Below are 16,058 nucleotides of genomic sequence, written 5' to 3' on the forward strand. Positions count from 1 at the left end.
TCAGGATGATTGAATAATGCTCAAACGCTCCCCCACCACCATCTCGGTAATCCAGCCGACAAGGATCGAGGTGTAGGCCTGCTGCGAAACCGGGTCGCTCAGCGCATGGTCGGCGCCATCGATAATGCGATGGGTCAGCGAGTGAGTCTGCTGGCACGCCGCGCGGTAACTCATGATCGTTGAATGGGGCACGTAGTCGTCGGTCTCGGACTGCACCAACAGGACATCCCCGGTGAATTGCGAGCAGGCGTGCAAGGCACGATTGCTGTCGGCACGCACCAGGGTGCTTCGGTAATCACGCAGATCCAGCTTGTCCAGGTCGCGTTTCGGCGCGTGCCATTGCTCGTCTCGATACAGCGCCGGCACCCGCAGCGCCAGCCAGCGCACGGGCCTCAGCGAGGTCAGAATCGAGGCCAGATAACCCCCGTAACTGGTGCCGACCACGGCAATCGCCGAGGTATCGAGGGCCGGGTGCGCGAGCAAGCGGTCATAGGCCGCCAGCAGGTCGCGCAAATTGTCTTCCCGGGTCACCCGGGACAATGGAATGCCGGTGCCACCGGTGTGCCCGCGCAGGTCAAAGGTCAGGCACACGCACCCCAACCCGGCGATACCTTTGGCGCGTTCCAGATCCCGCTCCTGGCTGCCGCCCCAACCGTGCACAAAGAGCACGCCGGGGACTTTCGATTTGGGACTCAGGAAGGTCCCGCTCATTTGTTCGTCGTCGATGTCGATCTGAATGGATTCGCTTCTAGCCGTCATAGGGTTTAACCGTCACGTACTTGAGGAGAAAGTCACTGGCCTGCGCCGGCCCGCGGTACACCTCGATGGCGTCCGCCGGCAGCGGCTGGTCGATGTAGGTTTCCACCGAAGACACACGAATCGCGCAGATCCCCGGATCGTTGACGAAATTCTGCAAGGCCGCGACCTCGGCGCTGCTGGCACCGCCCATGCGCCAGGACTGTTCGAGCACACCGCTGCGTGGCCGGCCATCGCTGCCGACGCCCTGGGCGATGTCGTAGTTGCGCCGCGAGGCATAGAAACCTGGGTAGGCTTCATCCGCCGCGCTGTCGAACACCTGTGCCTGGCGGATCGCCAGTTGCACGTCTTCCGGCAGATCCAGCTTCAACAATTCGTCATAGCCGCCTGGCACCACCAGCAGGTTGGACCCGCCATACACCTGTTCACCCTGAGCGTCCTCGGTCAAGTATTGATCACCGCAATAACTGAGTACCTTTGCGCCGATAAAACTCTGGCCGACGCTGTGGGTGATCACCTGGTCCAGGTCCTGTTCGAGCACCACGCCTTCGGTGAACATCGCCTCGGCCTCGGGCTGGGCAAGCAGCTCATCGAACTCGTCGAGGCTTTTGATCACTTCCTGACCACGTCCGGCACAGGCATGAATCGGTTTCAGACGGATCGGCCCGGTGTACAGCAAATGCTCCGCCGCCGGGCGCGCATCCTTCAGGGAGAACACGCTGAGACCGTCGAGCACCACGCTGCGCACCCGCTCGGAAAACAACGGAGCCCAGCCTCGCGGCGCATGGGCATGGTGGTTGAGCAATCCGTGACTGATGGCTTTGGTGCAGATGAAGTCGTGGTCGACATAACCGCCCCACAAATCCTCCGGGCCCTTGACCCCCAGTTGCCGGGCAGCCGCAGCGCCCACAAGGGTCTGGGTCGGCAACAGGTAGAGGTCTCGCCCTGCATGCAGTTGCGGGTCGTAGCTGCCGCCGTACTTGAGCCCCAGTATCTGCGCCAGCCAGCGGGCCAGTGCGCGGTTGGTTTCAACTTCGTGCACTGGCGCGTCGGCGAGCACCGAATGGGCGACCACCAGTTTCCTGCAGTTTGCCGGGGTCATGCATCCCCCTTCAATCGACGTTTGATGAATGTAGCTGAAGGGGTGCAGAGATCAGGCCAAGGCCCGTTGAGGGAAAAGGGGTTTTAAATCAGCCCGTTGCGCAGGAAGTGATGGCATGTGGCCTGTTTTATTCTGCACGACGCCCTTTGATACTCCGGCATTTTGCACGATTCCAGCCCACACGCCCGACCCTGTGGGAGCGAGCTTGCTCGCGATGAGGGAATGACATTCAACATTTATGTAGCAGACACACAGCTATCGCGAGCAAGCTCGCTCCCACAGGGAATCGAGGTGATGCGACTACCGTGCGACCGATCCAGAGTTCACCCCAAACCGTGTCCGATAATCACTCGGCGCCAACCCGGTGATTTTCCTGAACGTTGCGCGAAACGCCCCGGGGTCCTGATAACCCACGGTCCAGGCGATGTGGTCGATGGTGCCGTTGGTGAACTCAAGCATTTCCCGGGCCTTGCCAACTCGCAGGTGCTGGCAGTATTCGGTGGGTTTGAGCCCGGTGGCCGCGCGAAAGCGTCGCAGGAAGGTGCGTTCTTCCAGCCCTGCCTTTTCGGCCATCGCCGCCAGCGACACATCGGTCGCTCCGGTGCTTTGCAGCCAGTGTTGCACCTTGAGGATCGTCGCATCGCCATGACTGAGGATCGGCGCAAAGTTGCTGCCGCACTCACTGGCGCTATCGCTGTGTTCCACCACCAGAAAACGCGCGGTGTTGGTGGCGATGCTAGGCCCCAGCAACCGGTTGACCAGGCGCAGACCCAGTTCCGACCAGGCCATCAGCCCGGCGGTGGTAATCAGGTCGCCGTCATCGACAATCGGCGTATCGGCCTTGAGCCGGATCGCCGGATAACGTTCGGCGAAAGCTTTGGCCGAGGTCCAGTGAGTGGTGGCGCTACGACCGTCGAGCAGACCGCTTTCGGCCAACAGGATAGAGCCCACGCAAACCCCGCCCAGTGTCGCGCCGCTGGCATGTTGCTCACGCAACCAGCGAATCAACCCTTTTGGCGCCTGGCCCTCGGAAAAACCGCCGATCGATGGCGGAATCAACACGGCCACCAGGGCGCGCTCCGGGCCAGGATGGCTGTCGAAGACCCGAACCGGCGCCTGATCACCCTCGACCTGCCAATGGCTGACCCGCAACAGCGGCAACTGCGCAGACTGATGTTCGGCGGCGATCCGGTTGGCCACCCCGAACAAATCCGTCAAACCATGCACCGCCGCCATCTGCGCGCCGGGATAGATCAGTACACCGAGTTCGGCGATTGCCCTTTCTGCGTCCATTGTCAGTTTTCCCCCTTCTATTGTCGGTGCGGCCAATCCTCGGATCGCCTGCCAGAGCCAATACTTCATTCCACACCAACACACACTTCGAGGAAACAGTCATGGCCAAGCAAGCGCTCATCGTAGTCGATATCCAGAACGACTACTTCCCCCAAGGCAAGTGGCCGCTGGTCGGTGCCGACGCCGCCGCCGACAACGCCGTCCGCCTGATCAAGGCCTTCCGCGACGCGGGGGATTCAGTGGTGCACATTCGCCACGAATTCACCTCTGAAGATGCGCCGTTTTTCACCCCGAACTCCGAAGGCGCGAAGTTGCACCCGAAAGTGCTCAACCGTGCCGACGAACCGGTGGTGCTCAAACACTTCGTCAACTCGTTCCGCGAAACCGAACTGAAATCGATCCTCGACGAACAAGGCATCAAGGAACTGGTGGTCGTGGGCAGCATGAGCCACATGTGCGTCGACGGCATCACCCGGGCGGCGGCGGATTTTGGCTATACGGTCACCGTGATCCACGACGCCTGCGCCACCCGTGACCTGGAGTTCAATGGCGTGACGGTTCCGGCGGCGCAAGTTCATGCGGCGTTCATGGCGGCCCTGGCGTTTGCCTATGCCAGCGTGGTCTCGACCAACGAGTACCTGACAAGAAGCCGGAAGCTGTAAACCTTATTCGGGACAAGACAGCAAAAATGAAAAAGCCCATGGCCTCACCTGCCATGGGCTTTTAATTGCCGGTGAGTCTGGACGATCTGCATCAAACGCAATACCGCCAGAATCCTGAAAAGTCATGCCGAAGCCAACAATCACTCCACTCCCAACGCATACGCGGGGGATGTTGCTTTCACCCATGCCACTTTCTGGATAACTCACTGGAAGCCTGAACAATGAACAGCATGAATATCAGCACTGACAGCCTGTCGAAAAAAACATCCCTCGGACTCACCACCATGGCGCTAGGGACCTACGGCATTTACTTCGCCCTCGCCGTTATCTACTTCTGGTTCGGGGGAATGAAATTCACCCACTATGAAGCAGAGGGGCTGGTGCCGCTGGTGAGCAACAGTCCCTTCCTGGGATGGGTCTATAACATTTTCAGTGTCGATCTGTTTTCCAGTTTGCTTGGCGTTCTGGAGATCTCCATCGGTGTACTGATTGCGGGTCGCCTGCTGTCGCCAAAGCTTTCCTTGATCGGGGGCGCCTTGTCGGCCGGGCTGTTTTTCACCACCTTGAGCTTTATGTTCTCGACTCCCGGCGTGATTGAGCCCGGCCTTGGTTTCCCGGCCATTTCGGTCGCGCCAGGCCAGTTCCTGCTCAAGGACATCGGCTTGCTTGCCGCCTCCCTGTTCGTGGCGGGCCATTCGCTGACCCGACTGGAAACCCCTTGAGCTGACAACTTCACCCGCCGATGGCCTGAATCAGCTCGATGCATTCAGGTCATCGCCATCACCCGCCAGTACGCGGCCCTCAAGGGTCAGGGATTTCATCCAGTCCCGTGGACTGCAGCCGGTCTTGCGGCGAAACGCACGGGCAAGGGCCGACGGACTTTCATAGCCCACCTCATCGGCGATCAGCGTAATCGGCCGCCCCTCCCGCAGGCGCTTCTGCGCCAGACTGATCCGCCAGCTCAGAAGATAATCCAACGGTGTTTGCCCCAGGACCGCGCGGAAATGCACGGCATAAGCGGCGCGGGACATGTTCGATTCATTTGCCAACTCGGCCACTGACCAGGCCCGCTGAGGTTGGTTGTGCATCTGTATCAGCGAGCGCGACAGCCGCACATCGGCCAACCCGGCCATCATGCCGGTGCTCAACTGATGGTGGTCGAGCAAATGCCGGAACAGCAGGATGATCAACAGTTCGAACAAACGATCAAGCACGGCCTCCCTGCCGCAATGCCCGGCGCCAGCTTCACCGAACAGCCATCTCAGGGTGTCGGCCAGCAACGGCAGCTCATCCAGGGGCAACACCAGAAGATCGGGGAGCGAAGCAGATATCGGATTACTGGCGCCGCCATCGAACAGCATCGACGCACATAACAGCTGAGCACCTTCAGTCTCACTGGCGATGAGCTGATGTCGACTGGGGCGTGGCAGGAAAATCAGGCTGGGGCGAGTGATCAACAACTCACTCCTCCCTGGGCCTTTCAACGTGACAGAGCCGGCCTGCAGCAGGTGAATATGACCGCGCTGGTCGGTGCCATCGTAGGCCGCCACGCCGCAAAGCATGCCGCTGTAGAACAGGTTCGCGCGCACGCCGAACTGTGACAACAACGTAGACAGGCGATCCATAGGGCAACTCTGCACAGGGTCTGGACCCATAGCAGAGTATCACTGCGCGCTGACGGCTGGACGATCCTCGATCCCGGCGAGGAATGCCCTGGTAAAAATGCAAAAAGCCCGGCATCCATAGGGAGGCCGGGCTTTTTCAGGTTCTATTCTTTGGTGAAAGAATCAGAACGGGATATCGTCATCAAAGCTGTCGAAATCCGGAGCCGGCTGAGGAGCGGCCTGCTGTGGAGCCGGGCGCGACTGTTGCGGCGCCGACTGCTGTGGACGTGGAGCCTGCTGGCGTGGCGCGGACTGCTGGTAGTTGTTACCACCGCCCTGGCCCTGCTGGTCGCCCTGTGGACGGCCGCCCAGCAGTTGCATGGTGCCTTGCATGTCGACCACGATTTCGGTGGTGTAACGCTTGATACCGTCTTTTTCCCACTCGCGGGTCTGCAGCTTGCCTTCGATGTAGACCTGAGAACCTTTACGCAGGTATTCGCCAGCGATTTCTGCAACCTTGCCGAACATCGACACACGGTGCCATTCGGTCTTTTCAACTTTCTGACCGGTTTGCTTGTCGGTCCACTGTTCGCTGGTCGCCAGACTCAGGTTGGTCACGGCGTTACCGTTAGGCAAGTAGCGAACTTCGGGATCCTGGCCGCAAGTGCCGACCAATATGACTTTGTTAACCCCACGGGCCATAACGTTCTCCTAGGCTACGCACGCTGCCCCGGCCGGGTTGTTCACCAGGCGCTCAAGGGTGGTGCGATCCAATAGTTCGGTGTCCAGTTTGATGTAAATCGCCGCCTCTTCTGCGACGATGACTGCATCTGTTACCCCTACGACCGCCTTCAGGCGCTCGACCAGACCCGCTTCGCGGATCGCCTCGGGCGACAACGGCAAGCGCAGGCTCGTGACGTAGGGAGGTTCGCGCATGGTAACAGCAAAGGCCAGCCAGAGGGCAGCCAGACCGGCGCATCCGAGGAACACAACCGACAGACCGCCATGCTGGAACAGCCAACCGCCAAGAATGCCGCCCAATGCCGACCCGAGGAACTGGCTGGTGGAATAAACCCCCATCGCCGTGCCCTTGCCGCCGGCCGGTGAAACCTTGCTGATCAGCGATGGCAACGAAGCTTCCAGCAGATTGAACGCGGTGAAGAACACCACCGTACCGATCACCAGAGCCCGCAAGCTGTCGCCGAACTGCCAGAAGAATAGCTCAGTGAACATCAGCGTCACGACGGCACCGAGTAAAACTCGTTTCATTTTGCGTTTCTTCTCGCCGTAGATAATGAACGGGATCATGGCGAAGAAAGAAATCAGCAACGCGGTCAGGTACACCCACCAGTGCTGCTCTTTGGGCAGCCCGGCTTTCTCGACCAGCGCCAGCGGCAAGGCGACGAAGCTGGACATCAACATCGCGTGCAACACAAAAATACCCAGGTCCAGCCGTAGCAGGTCCGGGTGCTTGAGCGTCGGCATCAATGCCTGGCGCGCAACACCGGACTCGCGATGCTGCAATGTCCCGGTAGAGCGCGGCACCATGAACATGACGATCACAATGCCGAGCAGCGCCATGCCGCCCGTGGCGAGGAACAACCCGGACAGACCAAAAGCGCGGGTCAGCAACGGGCCGACCACCATGGCGACGGCGAACGACAGACCGATGGTCATGCCGATCATGGCCATGGCTTTGGTCCGATGCTGCTCCCGGGTCAGGTCTGACAACAAGGCCATGACCGCGGCTGAAATCGCCCCGGCACCTTGCAGGATTCGCCCGGCGACCACGCCCCAGATCGAATCGGCATTGGCCGCCAGCACACTGCCGAGCGCGAAGATAATCAACCCGATGTAAATCACCGGGCGACGGCCGATGCGATCGGAAATGAAACCGAATGGAATCTGGAAAATCGCCTGGGTCAGGCCGTAAGCGCCAATCGCCAGCCCGATAAGGGCCGGGGTCGCTCCTGCCAGGTCCATCCCATAGGTCGCCAAAACCGGCAACACCATGAACATGCCAAGCATACGGAAGGCGAACACCAGGGCCAGACCGCTTGCCGCTCGGGTCTCGCTGCCGCTCATGCGCTCGCTGTGGGGATCGTGCATGGAAAAACCTCATGTGAACCGGCGGCGATTCTACCAGTCCCATCGATTGGCAGGGTATATCGCGACGCTTTGCCGCGTGTAGATGACAGAGCTTTCATGCAAGGCAGCAATAGCAGCATTCGATAGTGTGCATCCATCCAGTATTTGGCCGTATACTCCTACGTTTTCGACGCCCGCCGAGCGAGGCCACCTTGGACAAGATCCTGATTCGTGGGGCTCGAACCCACAACCTGAAGAACATCGACCTGACCCTGCCACGGGACAAGCTGATCGTCATCACCGGCCTGTCCGGCTCTGGCAAGTCGTCCCTGGCTTTCGATACCCTGTACGCCGAAGGTCAGCGCCGCTACGTCGAATCGCTATCGGCCTACGCCCGGCAGTTCCTGTCGATGATGGAAAAGCCCGACGTCGACACCATCGAAGGCCTGTCGCCGGCGATCTCCATCGAACAGAAGTCGACCTCGCACAACCCGCGCTCGACGGTCGGCACTATCACCGAAATCTACGACTACCTGCGCCTGCTTTATGCACGTGTGGGTATTCCCCGTTGCCCGGATCACGACATCCCGCTTGAAGCGCAGACCGTCAGCCAGATGGTCGACCTGGTCCTCGCCGAACCGGAGGGCAGCAAGCTGATGCTGTTGGCGCCGGTCATCCGCGAGCGCAAAGGCGAGCACCTGTCGGTTTTCGAAGAGCTGCGCGCGCAGGGTTTTGTCCGCGCCAGAATCAATGGAAAGCTCTATGAGCTGGACGAAGCTCCCAAGCTCGACAAGCAGAAAAAACATACCATCGATGTCGTGGTCGACCGCTTCAAGGTTCGCGCCGACCTGCAACAACGCCTGGCCGAATCCTTCGAGACCGCGCTGAAACTGGCGGACGGCATCGCCCTGGTGGCGCCGATGGACGACGAGCCGGGCGAAGAGATGATCTTCTCCGCACGCTTCGCCTGCCCGATCTGCGGCCACGCGATCAGCGAACTGGAACCCAAGCTGTTCTCCTTCAACAACCCGGCCGGCGCTTGCCCGACCTGCGATGGTCTGGGGGTGAAGCAGTTCTTCGACATCAAGCGCCTGGTCAATGGCGAACTGACCCTGGCCGAAGGGGCGATTCGTGGCTGGGACAGGCGTAACGTCTATTACTTCCAGATGCTCGGCTCGCTGGCCTCGCACTACAAGTTCAGCCTGGAAGTTCCGTTCAACGAATTACCGGCCGATCAGCAGAAATTCATCCTGCACGGCAGCGGTTCGCAAAACGTCGACTTCAAATACCTGAACGACCGTGGCGATATCGTCAAACGCTCGCACCCGTTCGAAGGCATCGTGCCGAACCTGGAACGCCGTTACCGCGAAACCGAATCGGCATCGGTGCGCGAAGAACTGGCCAAGTTCCTCAGCACCCAGTCGTGCCCGGATTGCCGTGGCACCCGCCTGCGGCGTGAAGCGCGGCATGTGTGGGTCGGCGAGAAAACCCTGCCGGCAGTGACCAACCTGCCGATCGGCGATGCGTCCGATTATTTTGGCGGGCTCAAGCTCACCGGACGACGTGGCGAAATTGCCGACAAGATCCTCAAGGAAATCCGCGAGCGCCTGCAGTTCCTGGTCAACGTCGGCCTCGACTACCTGTCGCTGGATCGCAGCGCGGACACCTTGTCCGGTGGCGAGGCCCAGCGTATTCGTCTGGCGAGCCAGATTGGCGCCGGCCTGGTGGGCGTCCTGTACATCCTCGACGAACCCTCCATCGGCCTGCATCAGCGCGATAACGACCGGTTGCTGGGCACCCTCAAGCACCTGCGCGATATCGGTAATACGGTGATCGTGGTCGAGCACGACGAAGACGCGATCCGCCTGGCCGACTACGTGGTGGACATCGGCCCGGGCGCTGGCGTGCACGGCGGGCATATCGTCGCCGAAGGCACACCGGCCGAGGTCATGGCTCACCCGGACTCGCTGACGGGTAAATACCTGTCGGGTCGGGTGAAGATCGAAGTCCCGGCCAAACGTACACCGCGCAACAAGAAGCTGACGCTGTCGCTCAAGGGCGCGCGCGGCAACAACCTGCGCAATGTCGACCTGGAGATTCCGATCGGCCTGCTGACCTGTGTGACCGGCGTGTCCGGCTCCGGCAAGTCGACGCTGATCAACAACACCCTGTTCCCTTTGAGCGCCACGGCGCTGAATGGCGCCACTACCCTCGAAGCGGCCGTACACGACAGCATCAAGGGCCTGGAGCACCTGGACAAGGTCGTCGACATCGACCAGAGCCCGATCGGCCGTACACCGCGCTCCAACCCGGCGACCTACACCGGTTTGTTCACGCCGATCCGCGAGTTGTTCGCTGGCGTACCGGAGTCCCGCTCCCGGGGCTATGGTCCGGGGCGTTTCTCCTTCAACGTCAAGGGTGGCCGCTGCGAAGCTTGTCAGGGCGACGGCCTGATCAAGGTCGAGATGCACTTCCTGCCGGACATCTACGTGCCCTGCGACGTGTGCAAGAGCAAGCGATACAACCGCGAAACCCTTGAGATCAAGTACAAGGGCAAGAGCATCCACGAAACCCTCGAGATGACCATCGAGGAAGCACGGGTGTTCTTCGATGCCGTACCGGCCCTGGCGCGCAAGCTGCAAACATTGATGGACGTCGGCCTGTCGTACATCAAGCTGGGGCAATCGGCGACCACGCTGTCCGGCGGTGAAGCCCAACGGGTGAAACTGTCCCGCGAGCTGTCCAAGCGCGATACCGGCAAGACCCTGTACATCCTCGACGAACCCACCACCGGTCTGCACTTCGCGGATATCCAGCAACTGCTGGACGTGTTGCATCGCCTGCGCGACCACGGCAACACCGTGGTGGTGATCGAACACAACCTGGACGTGATCAAGACCGCTGACTGGCTGGTGGACCTGGGGCCGGAGGGTGGTTCCAAGGGCGGTCAGATCATTGCCGTCGGCACCCCGGAAGAAGTGTCAGAGATGAAGCAATCCCATACCGGTTATTACCTCAAGCCGCTGCTGGAGCGCGATCGGGCTTGACCGCCCCCCCATGAAAAAGCCCCTATCACTTCATCAGTGACAGGGGCTTTTTTGTATTCGCAGCAATCAGGTGTGGGATTGCAGGTAGTTCTCTAGCCCGATCAACTTGATCAGACCCAACTGCTTCTCGAGCCAGTAGGTGTGATCTTCTTCGGTGTCATGCAATTGAACCCGCAGCATTTCGCGGCTGACGTAGTCCTTGTGTTGTTCGCAGAGCTTGATGCCCTTGCACAACGCAGCCCGTACTTTGTATTCCAGGCGCAAATCCGCTTCGAGCATCTCTGTCACCGTGGTGCCGACGTCGAGATCGTCCGGACGCATGCGCGGCGTGCCTTCGAGCATCAGAATCCGGCGCATCAGGGCATCAGCGTGCCCTGCTTCCTCTTCCATCTCGTGGTTGATTCTTTCGTAGAGCTTGGTGAAACCCCAGTCCTCATACATCCGCGAGTGGACGAAATATTGATCACGCGCGGCCAGTTCGCCGGTCAGCAACGTGTTGAGGTAATCGATCACATCTGGGTGGCCTTGCATCGCCCTACATCTCCCTGCTTTAAAGTTGTAGTTTGAACCAACATGCCCTTATCGTCACTCGCAAGACGCAATAAAAGCGAAGATATTCTGAGAAAACCGGCTGAAATAACGCAAAAACCGCCCAAATAAGGGCGGTTCTGCTTCTCATTTAGACTTCGTTAAGCTGTACGTTGAGCAGCTTTGCGATTGCTTCTCCATACGCCGGGTCAGCCTTGTAGAAATGCTGCAACTGGCGATCAACCACATCACTCGATACACCCGCCATCGCACCGGCAATGTTGCTAACCAGCAATGATTGCTGCTCCCCAGTCATCAAGCGGAACAACGCGCCGGCGTGACTGTAGTAGTCGGTATCCTCGCGGTGATCGTAGCGATCAGCCGCACCGCTCAGTTCCAATGGCGGCTCCGCATAGCGAGGCGCTTGCTTCGGCGAATCAACGTAGCTGTTCGGCTCGTAGTTGGGTGCCGCACCGCCGTTACTGCCAAACGCCATCGAACCATCACGCTGGTAGCTGTTCACCGGACTGCGAGGCGCATTAACCGGCAATTGCTGGTGATTGGTGCCAACACGGTAGCGGTGAGCATCCGCGTAAGCGAATACTCGACCTTGCAGCATGCGGTCAGGCGATAAGCCAACACCTGGGACCATGTTGCTGGGACCGAATGCCGCTTGCTCGACTTCAGCAAAGTAGTTCAGCGGATTGCGATTGAGCTCCAGCTCTCCGACCTCAATCAGTGGAAACTCTTTCTGCGACCAGGTCTTGGTGACATCAAAGGGGTTCTCGTAGTGCGCCGCTGCCTGAGCTTCGCTCATGATCTGGACGCATACGCGCCATTTCGGGAAATCACCCTGCTCGATGGCATTGAACAGGTCGCGCTGGGCGTAATCCGGATCAGTGCCCGCCAGGCGCGCAGCCTCCGCTGAAGCAAGGTTCTTGATCCCCTGCCTGGTCTTGTAGTGCCACTTCACCCAGTGACGCTCACCTTGAGCGTTGATGAGGCTGTAAGTGTGGCTGCCGAAGCCATGCATGTGACGGTATCCATCAGGGATACCCCGGTCGGAGAACAGGATGGTGACCTGGTGCAGCGCCTCGGGCGAATGCGACCAGAAGTCCCACATCGCCTGGGCACTCTTCAGGTTGCTTTGCGGCAAACGCTTCTGGGTGTGGATAAAGTCCGGGAACTTCAGTGGATCGCGAATGAAGAACACGGGGGTGTTGTTGCCGACGATGTCCCAGTTGCCTTCCTCGGTATAAAACTTCAAGGCGAACCCGCGCGGATCACGCTCGGTATCAGCCGAACCCCGCTCACCACCCACGGTGGAAAACCGCAGGAAAGTCGGGGTTTGCTTGCCGACTGTCTCAAACAGCTTCGCGCTGGTGTATTGAGTGATATCGCGCGTCACGGTGAACGTACCGTAGGCACCCGAGCCTTTGGCGTGTACACGGCGCTCAGGGATGTTTTCACGGTTGAAGTGGGCAAGCTTCTCGATCAGGTGAAAGTCGTCGAGCAGCAGCGGGCCACGAGGGCCGGCGGAACGGGAATTCTGGTTATCGGCAACAGGAGCGCCACTGGCGGTGGTAAGCGTTTTGTTTTGGCTCATGCGATCTTCCTTCCTCTGTCGGTCTTGAACTGCCGGCTATCGGCTGAGAAGGAGTATTGATCATCAATATGACAGCTACAAATTCATTAACTTGCAGACATCGATAGATAAAAACTAATGATCATCCCCATCACATAATGACGACGAGGACGCGGGAGGCGCTTGTACAGAGGGCGCGTTTCTTACAGGCACAAAAAACCGGGCACTAGGCCCGGTTCTTTGTTTCAGACTGACGTCTTACTCGGCAGATACAGCTTCGCCAGCAGTAGCACGATCAACCAACTCGACGTACGCCATAGGCGCGTTGTCGCCAGCGCGGAAACCGCACTTGAGGATGCGCAGGTAGCCACCCTCACGGGTAGCGTAACGCTTGCCCAGGTCGTTGAAGAGCTTACCAACGATAGCTTTCGAACGAGTACGGTCGAAAGCCAGACGGCGGTTAGCAACGCTATCTGTCTTGGCCAAAGTGATCAGCGGCTCGGCAACGCGGCGCAGTTCTTTAGCTTTTGGCAGAGTAGTTTTGATCAGCTCGTGCTCGAACAGCGACACCGCCATGTTTTGGAACATGGCCTTGCGGTGCGAGCTGGTGCGGCTCAGGTGACGACCACTTTTACGATGACGCATGGTTCATTCCTTACCAAACACTACGTTCGGTGATTACGACGATCAGGCAGTCGCCTTGTCGTCCTTCTTAAGACTTGCAGGCGGCCAGTTGTCGAGGCGCATGCCGAGGGACAGACCGCGGGAGGCCAGAACGTCCTTGATTTCAGTCAAGGATTTCTTGCCCAGGTTCGGAGTCTTCAACAGCTCTACTTCGGTACGCTGAATCAGGTCACCGATGTAGTAGATGTTTTCCGCCTTAAGGCAGTTAGCCGAACGTACAGTCAGTTCCAGATCGTCAACCGGGCGAAGCAGGATCGGATCGATCTCGTCTTCCTGCTCGACAACCACTGGCTCACTGTCACCCTTGAGGTCGACGAACGCAGCCAACTGCTGTTGCAGGATGGTTGCAGCGCGGCGAATTGCCTCTTCAGGATCCAGAGTACCGTTGGTTTCCAGATCAATAACCAGCTTGTCCAGGTTAGTACGCTGCTCGACACGGGCGTTTTCCACCACGTATGCGATACGGCGAACCGGGCTGAACGAAGAGTCAAGCTGCAAGCGACCGATGCTGCGGCTTTCGTCTTCATCGCTCTGACGCGAGTCTGCCGGTTCATAACCACGACCACGAGCTACTACGAGCTTCATGTTCAGGGCGCCGTTAGACGCCAGGTTAGCGATTACGTGATCGGGATTAACGATCTCGACATCATGATCCAGCTGAATATCGGCAGCGGTAACCACCCCCGAACCCTTCTTCGACAAGGTCAGCGTAACTTCGTCACGACCGTGCAGCTTGATAGCCAGACCTTTAAGGTTCAACAGGATTTCAATTACGTCTTCCTGTACACCTTCGATGGCGCTGTACTCGTGGAGCACACCGTCAATCTCGGCCTCGACTACTGCACAGCCGGGCATTGAGGACAACAGGATGCGGCGCAGCGCGTTGCCCAGGGTATGGCCAAAGCCACGCTCGAGAGGCTCGAGAGTGATCTTGGCGCGGGTTGGACTGACAACCTGCACATCAATGTGGCGGGGTGTCAGGAACTCATTTACCGAAATCTGCATGGATGCACCTATTTTCTAGCCCTTACTTGGAGTAGAGCTCGACAATCAGGCTTTCGTTGATGTCGGCGGACAGATCACTGCGAGCTGGAACGTTCTTGAAAACGCCCGACTTCTTCTCAGTGTCTACTTCTACCCATTCTACGCGGCCACGTTGGGCACACAGATCGAGAGCTTGGACAATGCGAAGTTGATTTTTTGCTTTCTCGCGAACAGCGACCACGTCACCAGCACGAACCTGGTAGGACGGAACGTTAACGGTCTGACCGTTTACGCTGATCGACTTGTGCGATACCAGCTGACGGGATTCGGCACGAGTCGAACCAAAGCCCATACGGTATACAACGTTGTCCAGACGGCATTCGAGCAGTTGCAGCAGGTTTTCACCGGTTGCACCTTTCTTGCCAGCAGCTTCTTTGTAGTAGCCGCTGAATTGACGCTCGAGAACGCCGTAGATACGACGGACCTTCTGCTTTTCACGCAGTTGGGTGCCGTAGTCGGACTGGCGACCGCGGCGTTGGCCGTGGATACCAGGTGCTGCTTCAATGTTGCACTTCGATTCGATCGCGCGCACGCCGCTCTTCAGGAAGAGATCGGTGCCTTCGCGACGAGCGAGTTTGCATTTTGGACCAATGTAACGAGCCATTCTTTACAATCTCCTGGATTACACGCGGCGCTTCTTCGGCGGACGGCACCCGTTGTGCGGGATTGGCGTCACGTCGGTGATGCTGGCGATCTTGTAGCCACAGCCGTTCAAAGCGCGGACTGCGGATTCACGACCTGGACCTGGACCTTTGACGTTGACGTCGAGGTTTTTCAGGCCGTATTCCAGCGCAGCTTGACCAGCACGTTCAGCAGCTACTTGAGCAGCAAACGGGGTGGACTTGCGGGAACCGCGGAAACCCGAACCACCGGAGGTAGCCCAGGAAAGAGCGTTACCTTGACGGTCGGTGATGGTCACGATGGTGTTGTTAAAAGATGCATGGATGTGGGCGATGCCATCAACCACTGTCTTTTTAACTTTTTTACGAGGACGAGCAGCAGGTTTTGCCATGATTAAATTCCTGTCGATTCGCTGGGGCGATTACTTGCGGATCGGCTTACGCGGACCTTTACGGGTACGCGCGTTGGTCTTGGTACGCTGACCGCGTACTGGAAGACCGCGACGATGACGCAGACCGCGATAGCAACCGAGGTCCATCAAGCGCTTGATTTTCATGTTGATTTCGCGACGCAGGTCACCTTCAGTGGTGAACTTCGCCACTTCGCCACGCAGCTGTTCAATTTGCTCGTCGCTCAGATCTTTGATCTTTGCTGCTGGGTTTACCCCAGTCTCTGCACAAATTTTCTGTGCAGTAGTGCGACCAACACCATAGATGTAGGTCAGCGAGATAACAGTATGCTTGTTATCTGGAATGTTAACGCCTGCAATACGGGCCATTCAGTGGGACTCCAATTGACAGCTACCTACGCCCCGGAAGCCAAGAAATAGGGCGCGAGATAATATCGCTGTAATAACAAATAATCAACCCGGCAGCGCACTAGCTGCCGGGCTTGAAGCACAATCACACTCAGCCTTGGCGCTGTTTGTGACGCGGTTCCGCGCTGCAAATTACTCGAACAACACCTTCGCGGCGAATAATCTTGCAGTTACGGCACAGCTTTTTCACCGATGCACGAACTTTCATCACCAACTCCTCGAACCTT

The 16,058-nt window shown here is 58.6% G+C and carries 17 protein-coding genes; 3 read left to right on the forward strand and 14 right to left on the reverse strand.

The window, feature by feature from the left end:
* From J4D25_RS22255 to J4D25_RS22265, 3 genes are all read right to left on the reverse strand, one after another.
* On the reverse strand, nucleotides 1-759 hold the full coding sequence (locus J4D25_RS22255) for a S9 family peptidase (protein WP_057713108.1): 759 nt from the start codon (nucleotides 757-759) through the stop codon (nucleotides 1-3).
* Nucleotides 749-1,858 (reverse strand): DUF3182 family protein, encoded by a 1,110-nt coding sequence (locus J4D25_RS22260; protein WP_057713107.1) that lies wholly within the window; start codon nucleotides 1,856-1,858, stop codon nucleotides 749-751. The genes J4D25_RS22255 and J4D25_RS22260 overlap by 11 nt, the downstream gene beginning before the upstream one ends.
* 300 nt (nucleotides 1,859-2,158) lie before the next feature.
* Nucleotides 2,159-3,151, reverse strand: coding sequence for a GlxA family transcriptional regulator (locus J4D25_RS22265; RefSeq protein WP_057713106.1), 993 nt, complete (start codon nucleotides 3,149-3,151; stop codon nucleotides 2,159-2,161).
* A gap of 101 nt (nucleotides 3,152-3,252) precedes the next feature.
* On the opposite strand from J4D25_RS22265, the gene J4D25_RS22270 reads away from it, so the two are divergent.
* Nucleotides 3,253-3,813 (forward strand): cysteine hydrolase family protein, encoded by a 561-nt coding sequence (locus J4D25_RS22270; protein WP_057713105.1) that lies wholly within the window; start codon nucleotides 3,253-3,255, stop codon nucleotides 3,811-3,813.
* Nucleotides 3,814-4,034: 221 nt separating this feature from the next.
* A complete protein-coding gene (locus J4D25_RS22275; protein ID WP_057713104.1) occupies nucleotides 4,035-4,535 on the forward strand; it encodes a YkgB family protein in 501 nt (166 codons plus the stop codon).
* Between the two features lie 30 nt (nucleotides 4,536-4,565).
* Here the strand turns inward: J4D25_RS22275 and J4D25_RS22280 are convergent, their stop codons facing one another.
* The 3 genes from J4D25_RS22280 to J4D25_RS22290 form a co-directional block, all read right to left on the reverse strand.
* Nucleotides 4,566-5,438: an AraC family transcriptional regulator gene (locus J4D25_RS22280; protein ID WP_057713103.1), complete on the reverse strand. Its 873-nt coding sequence runs from the start codon at nucleotides 5,436-5,438 to the stop codon at nucleotides 4,566-4,568.
* Nucleotides 5,439-5,600: 162 nt separating this feature from the next.
* A complete protein-coding gene (locus tag J4D25_RS22285) occupies nucleotides 5,601-6,119 on the reverse strand; it encodes a single-stranded DNA-binding protein (RefSeq protein ID WP_007984430.1) in 519 nt (172 codons plus the stop codon).
* A gap of 9 nt (nucleotides 6,120-6,128) precedes the next feature.
* Entirely contained in the window at nucleotides 6,129-7,526 is a 1,398-nt protein-coding gene (locus J4D25_RS22290; protein ID WP_057713102.1) for an MFS transporter, read from the reverse strand.
* A 191-nt stretch (nucleotides 7,527-7,717) separates the two neighbouring features.
* On the opposite strand from J4D25_RS22290, the gene uvrA reads away from it, so the two are divergent.
* The gene (gene uvrA / locus J4D25_RS22295) at nucleotides 7,718-10,552 is read left to right on the forward strand and encodes an excinuclease ABC subunit UvrA (protein ID WP_057713101.1); all 2,835 of its coding nucleotides are present in this window, start codon (nucleotides 7,718-7,720) and stop codon (nucleotides 10,550-10,552) included.
* Between the two features lie 66 nt (nucleotides 10,553-10,618).
* Here the strand turns inward: uvrA and bfr are convergent, their stop codons facing one another.
* From bfr to rpmJ, 8 genes are all read right to left on the reverse strand, one after another.
* Complete coding sequence (gene bfr, locus J4D25_RS22300) at nucleotides 10,619-11,083, reverse strand: bacterioferritin (protein ID WP_008053867.1); 465 nt, start codon at nucleotides 11,081-11,083, stop codon at nucleotides 10,619-10,621.
* Nucleotides 11,084-11,231: 148 nt separating this feature from the next.
* On the reverse strand, nucleotides 11,232-12,686 hold the full coding sequence (locus tag J4D25_RS22305) for a catalase (protein ID WP_057713100.1): 1,455 nt from the start codon (nucleotides 12,684-12,686) through the stop codon (nucleotides 11,232-11,234).
* Between the two features lie 237 nt (nucleotides 12,687-12,923).
* Complete coding sequence (gene rplQ / locus J4D25_RS22310) at nucleotides 12,924-13,310, reverse strand: 50S ribosomal protein L17 (RefSeq protein WP_007970429.1); 387 nt, start codon at nucleotides 13,308-13,310, stop codon at nucleotides 12,924-12,926.
* Nucleotides 13,311-13,352: 42 nt separating this feature from the next.
* Entirely contained in the window at nucleotides 13,353-14,354 is a 1,002-nt protein-coding gene (locus J4D25_RS22315; RefSeq protein ID WP_007970428.1) for a DNA-directed RNA polymerase subunit alpha, read from the reverse strand.
* Between the two features lie 22 nt (nucleotides 14,355-14,376).
* Nucleotides 14,377-14,997 (reverse strand): 30S ribosomal protein S4, encoded by a 621-nt coding sequence (rpsD, locus tag J4D25_RS22320; protein WP_003176404.1) that lies wholly within the window; start codon nucleotides 14,995-14,997, stop codon nucleotides 14,377-14,379.
* A gap of 18 nt (nucleotides 14,998-15,015) precedes the next feature.
* The gene (gene rpsK, locus J4D25_RS22325; RefSeq protein WP_002555466.1) at nucleotides 15,016-15,405 is read right to left on the reverse strand and encodes a 30S ribosomal protein S11; all 390 of its coding nucleotides are present in this window, start codon (nucleotides 15,403-15,405) and stop codon (nucleotides 15,016-15,018) included.
* 30 nt (nucleotides 15,406-15,435) lie between these two features.
* The gene (gene rpsM, locus J4D25_RS22330; protein ID WP_009045849.1) at nucleotides 15,436-15,792 is read right to left on the reverse strand and encodes a 30S ribosomal protein S13; all 357 of its coding nucleotides are present in this window, start codon (nucleotides 15,790-15,792) and stop codon (nucleotides 15,436-15,438) included.
* 130 nt (nucleotides 15,793-15,922) lie between these two features.
* Nucleotides 15,923-16,039, reverse strand: coding sequence for a 50S ribosomal protein L36 (gene rpmJ / locus J4D25_RS22335; RefSeq protein ID WP_002555468.1), 117 nt, complete (start codon nucleotides 16,037-16,039; stop codon nucleotides 15,923-15,925).
* Nucleotides 16,040-16,058 lie beyond the last annotated feature (19 nt).

The organism is Pseudomonas sp. GW456-L13 (assembly GCF_017350115.1).
Lineage (GTDB): Bacteria > Pseudomonadota > Gammaproteobacteria > Pseudomonadales > Pseudomonadaceae > Aquipseudomonas > Aquipseudomonas jessenii.

Bases quoted from the DNA above. Each gene is read 5' to 3' on its own strand.
- J4D25_RS22265 (WP_057713106.1), bottom strand. From the start codon at position 3,151: ATGGACGCAGAAAGGGCAATCGCCGAACTCGGTGTACTGATCTATCCC.
- rpsK (WP_002555466.1), bottom strand. From the start codon at position 15,405: ATGGCAAAACCTGCTGCTCGTCCTCGTAAAAAAGTTAAAAAGACAGTG.
- rplQ (WP_007970429.1), bottom strand. From the start codon at position 13,310: ATGCGTCATCGTAAAAGTGGTCGTCACCTGAGCCGCACCAGCTCGCAC.
- J4D25_RS22255 (WP_057713108.1), bottom strand. From the start codon at position 759: ATGACGGCTAGAAGCGAATCCATTCAGATCGACATCGACGACGAACAA.
- J4D25_RS22290 (WP_057713102.1), bottom strand. From the start codon at position 7,526: ATGCACGATCCCCACAGCGAGCGCATGAGCGGCAGCGAGACCCGAGCG.
- rpsM (WP_009045849.1), bottom strand. From the start codon at position 15,792: ATGGCCCGTATTGCAGGCGTTAACATTCCAGATAACAAGCATACTGTT.
- J4D25_RS22280 (WP_057713103.1), bottom strand. From the start codon at position 5,438: ATGGATCGCCTGTCTACGTTGTTGTCACAGTTCGGCGTGCGCGCGAAC.
- J4D25_RS22305 (WP_057713100.1), bottom strand. From the start codon at position 12,686: ATGAGCCAAAACAAAACGCTTACCACCGCCAGTGGCGCTCCTGTTGCC.
- J4D25_RS22260 (WP_057713107.1), bottom strand. From the start codon at position 1,858: ATGACCCCGGCAAACTGCAGGAAACTGGTGGTCGCCCATTCGGTGCTC.
- rpmJ (WP_002555468.1), bottom strand. From the start codon at position 16,039: ATGAAAGTTCGTGCATCGGTGAAAAAGCTGTGCCGTAACTGCAAGATT.
- J4D25_RS22270 (WP_057713105.1), top strand. From the start codon at position 3,253: ATGGCCAAGCAAGCGCTCATCGTAGTCGATATCCAGAACGACTACTTC.
- bfr (WP_008053867.1), bottom strand. From the start codon at position 11,083: ATGCAAGGCCACCCAGATGTGATCGATTACCTCAACACGTTGCTGACC.
- rpsD (WP_003176404.1), bottom strand. From the start codon at position 14,997: ATGGCTCGTTACATTGGTCCAAAATGCAAACTCGCTCGTCGCGAAGGC.
- J4D25_RS22275 (WP_057713104.1), top strand. From the start codon at position 4,035: ATGAACAGCATGAATATCAGCACTGACAGCCTGTCGAAAAAAACATCC.
- J4D25_RS22285 (WP_007984430.1), bottom strand. From the start codon at position 6,119: ATGGCCCGTGGGGTTAACAAAGTCATATTGGTCGGCACTTGCGGCCAG.
- J4D25_RS22315 (WP_007970428.1), bottom strand. From the start codon at position 14,354: ATGCAGATTTCGGTAAATGAGTTCCTGACACCCCGCCACATTGATGTG.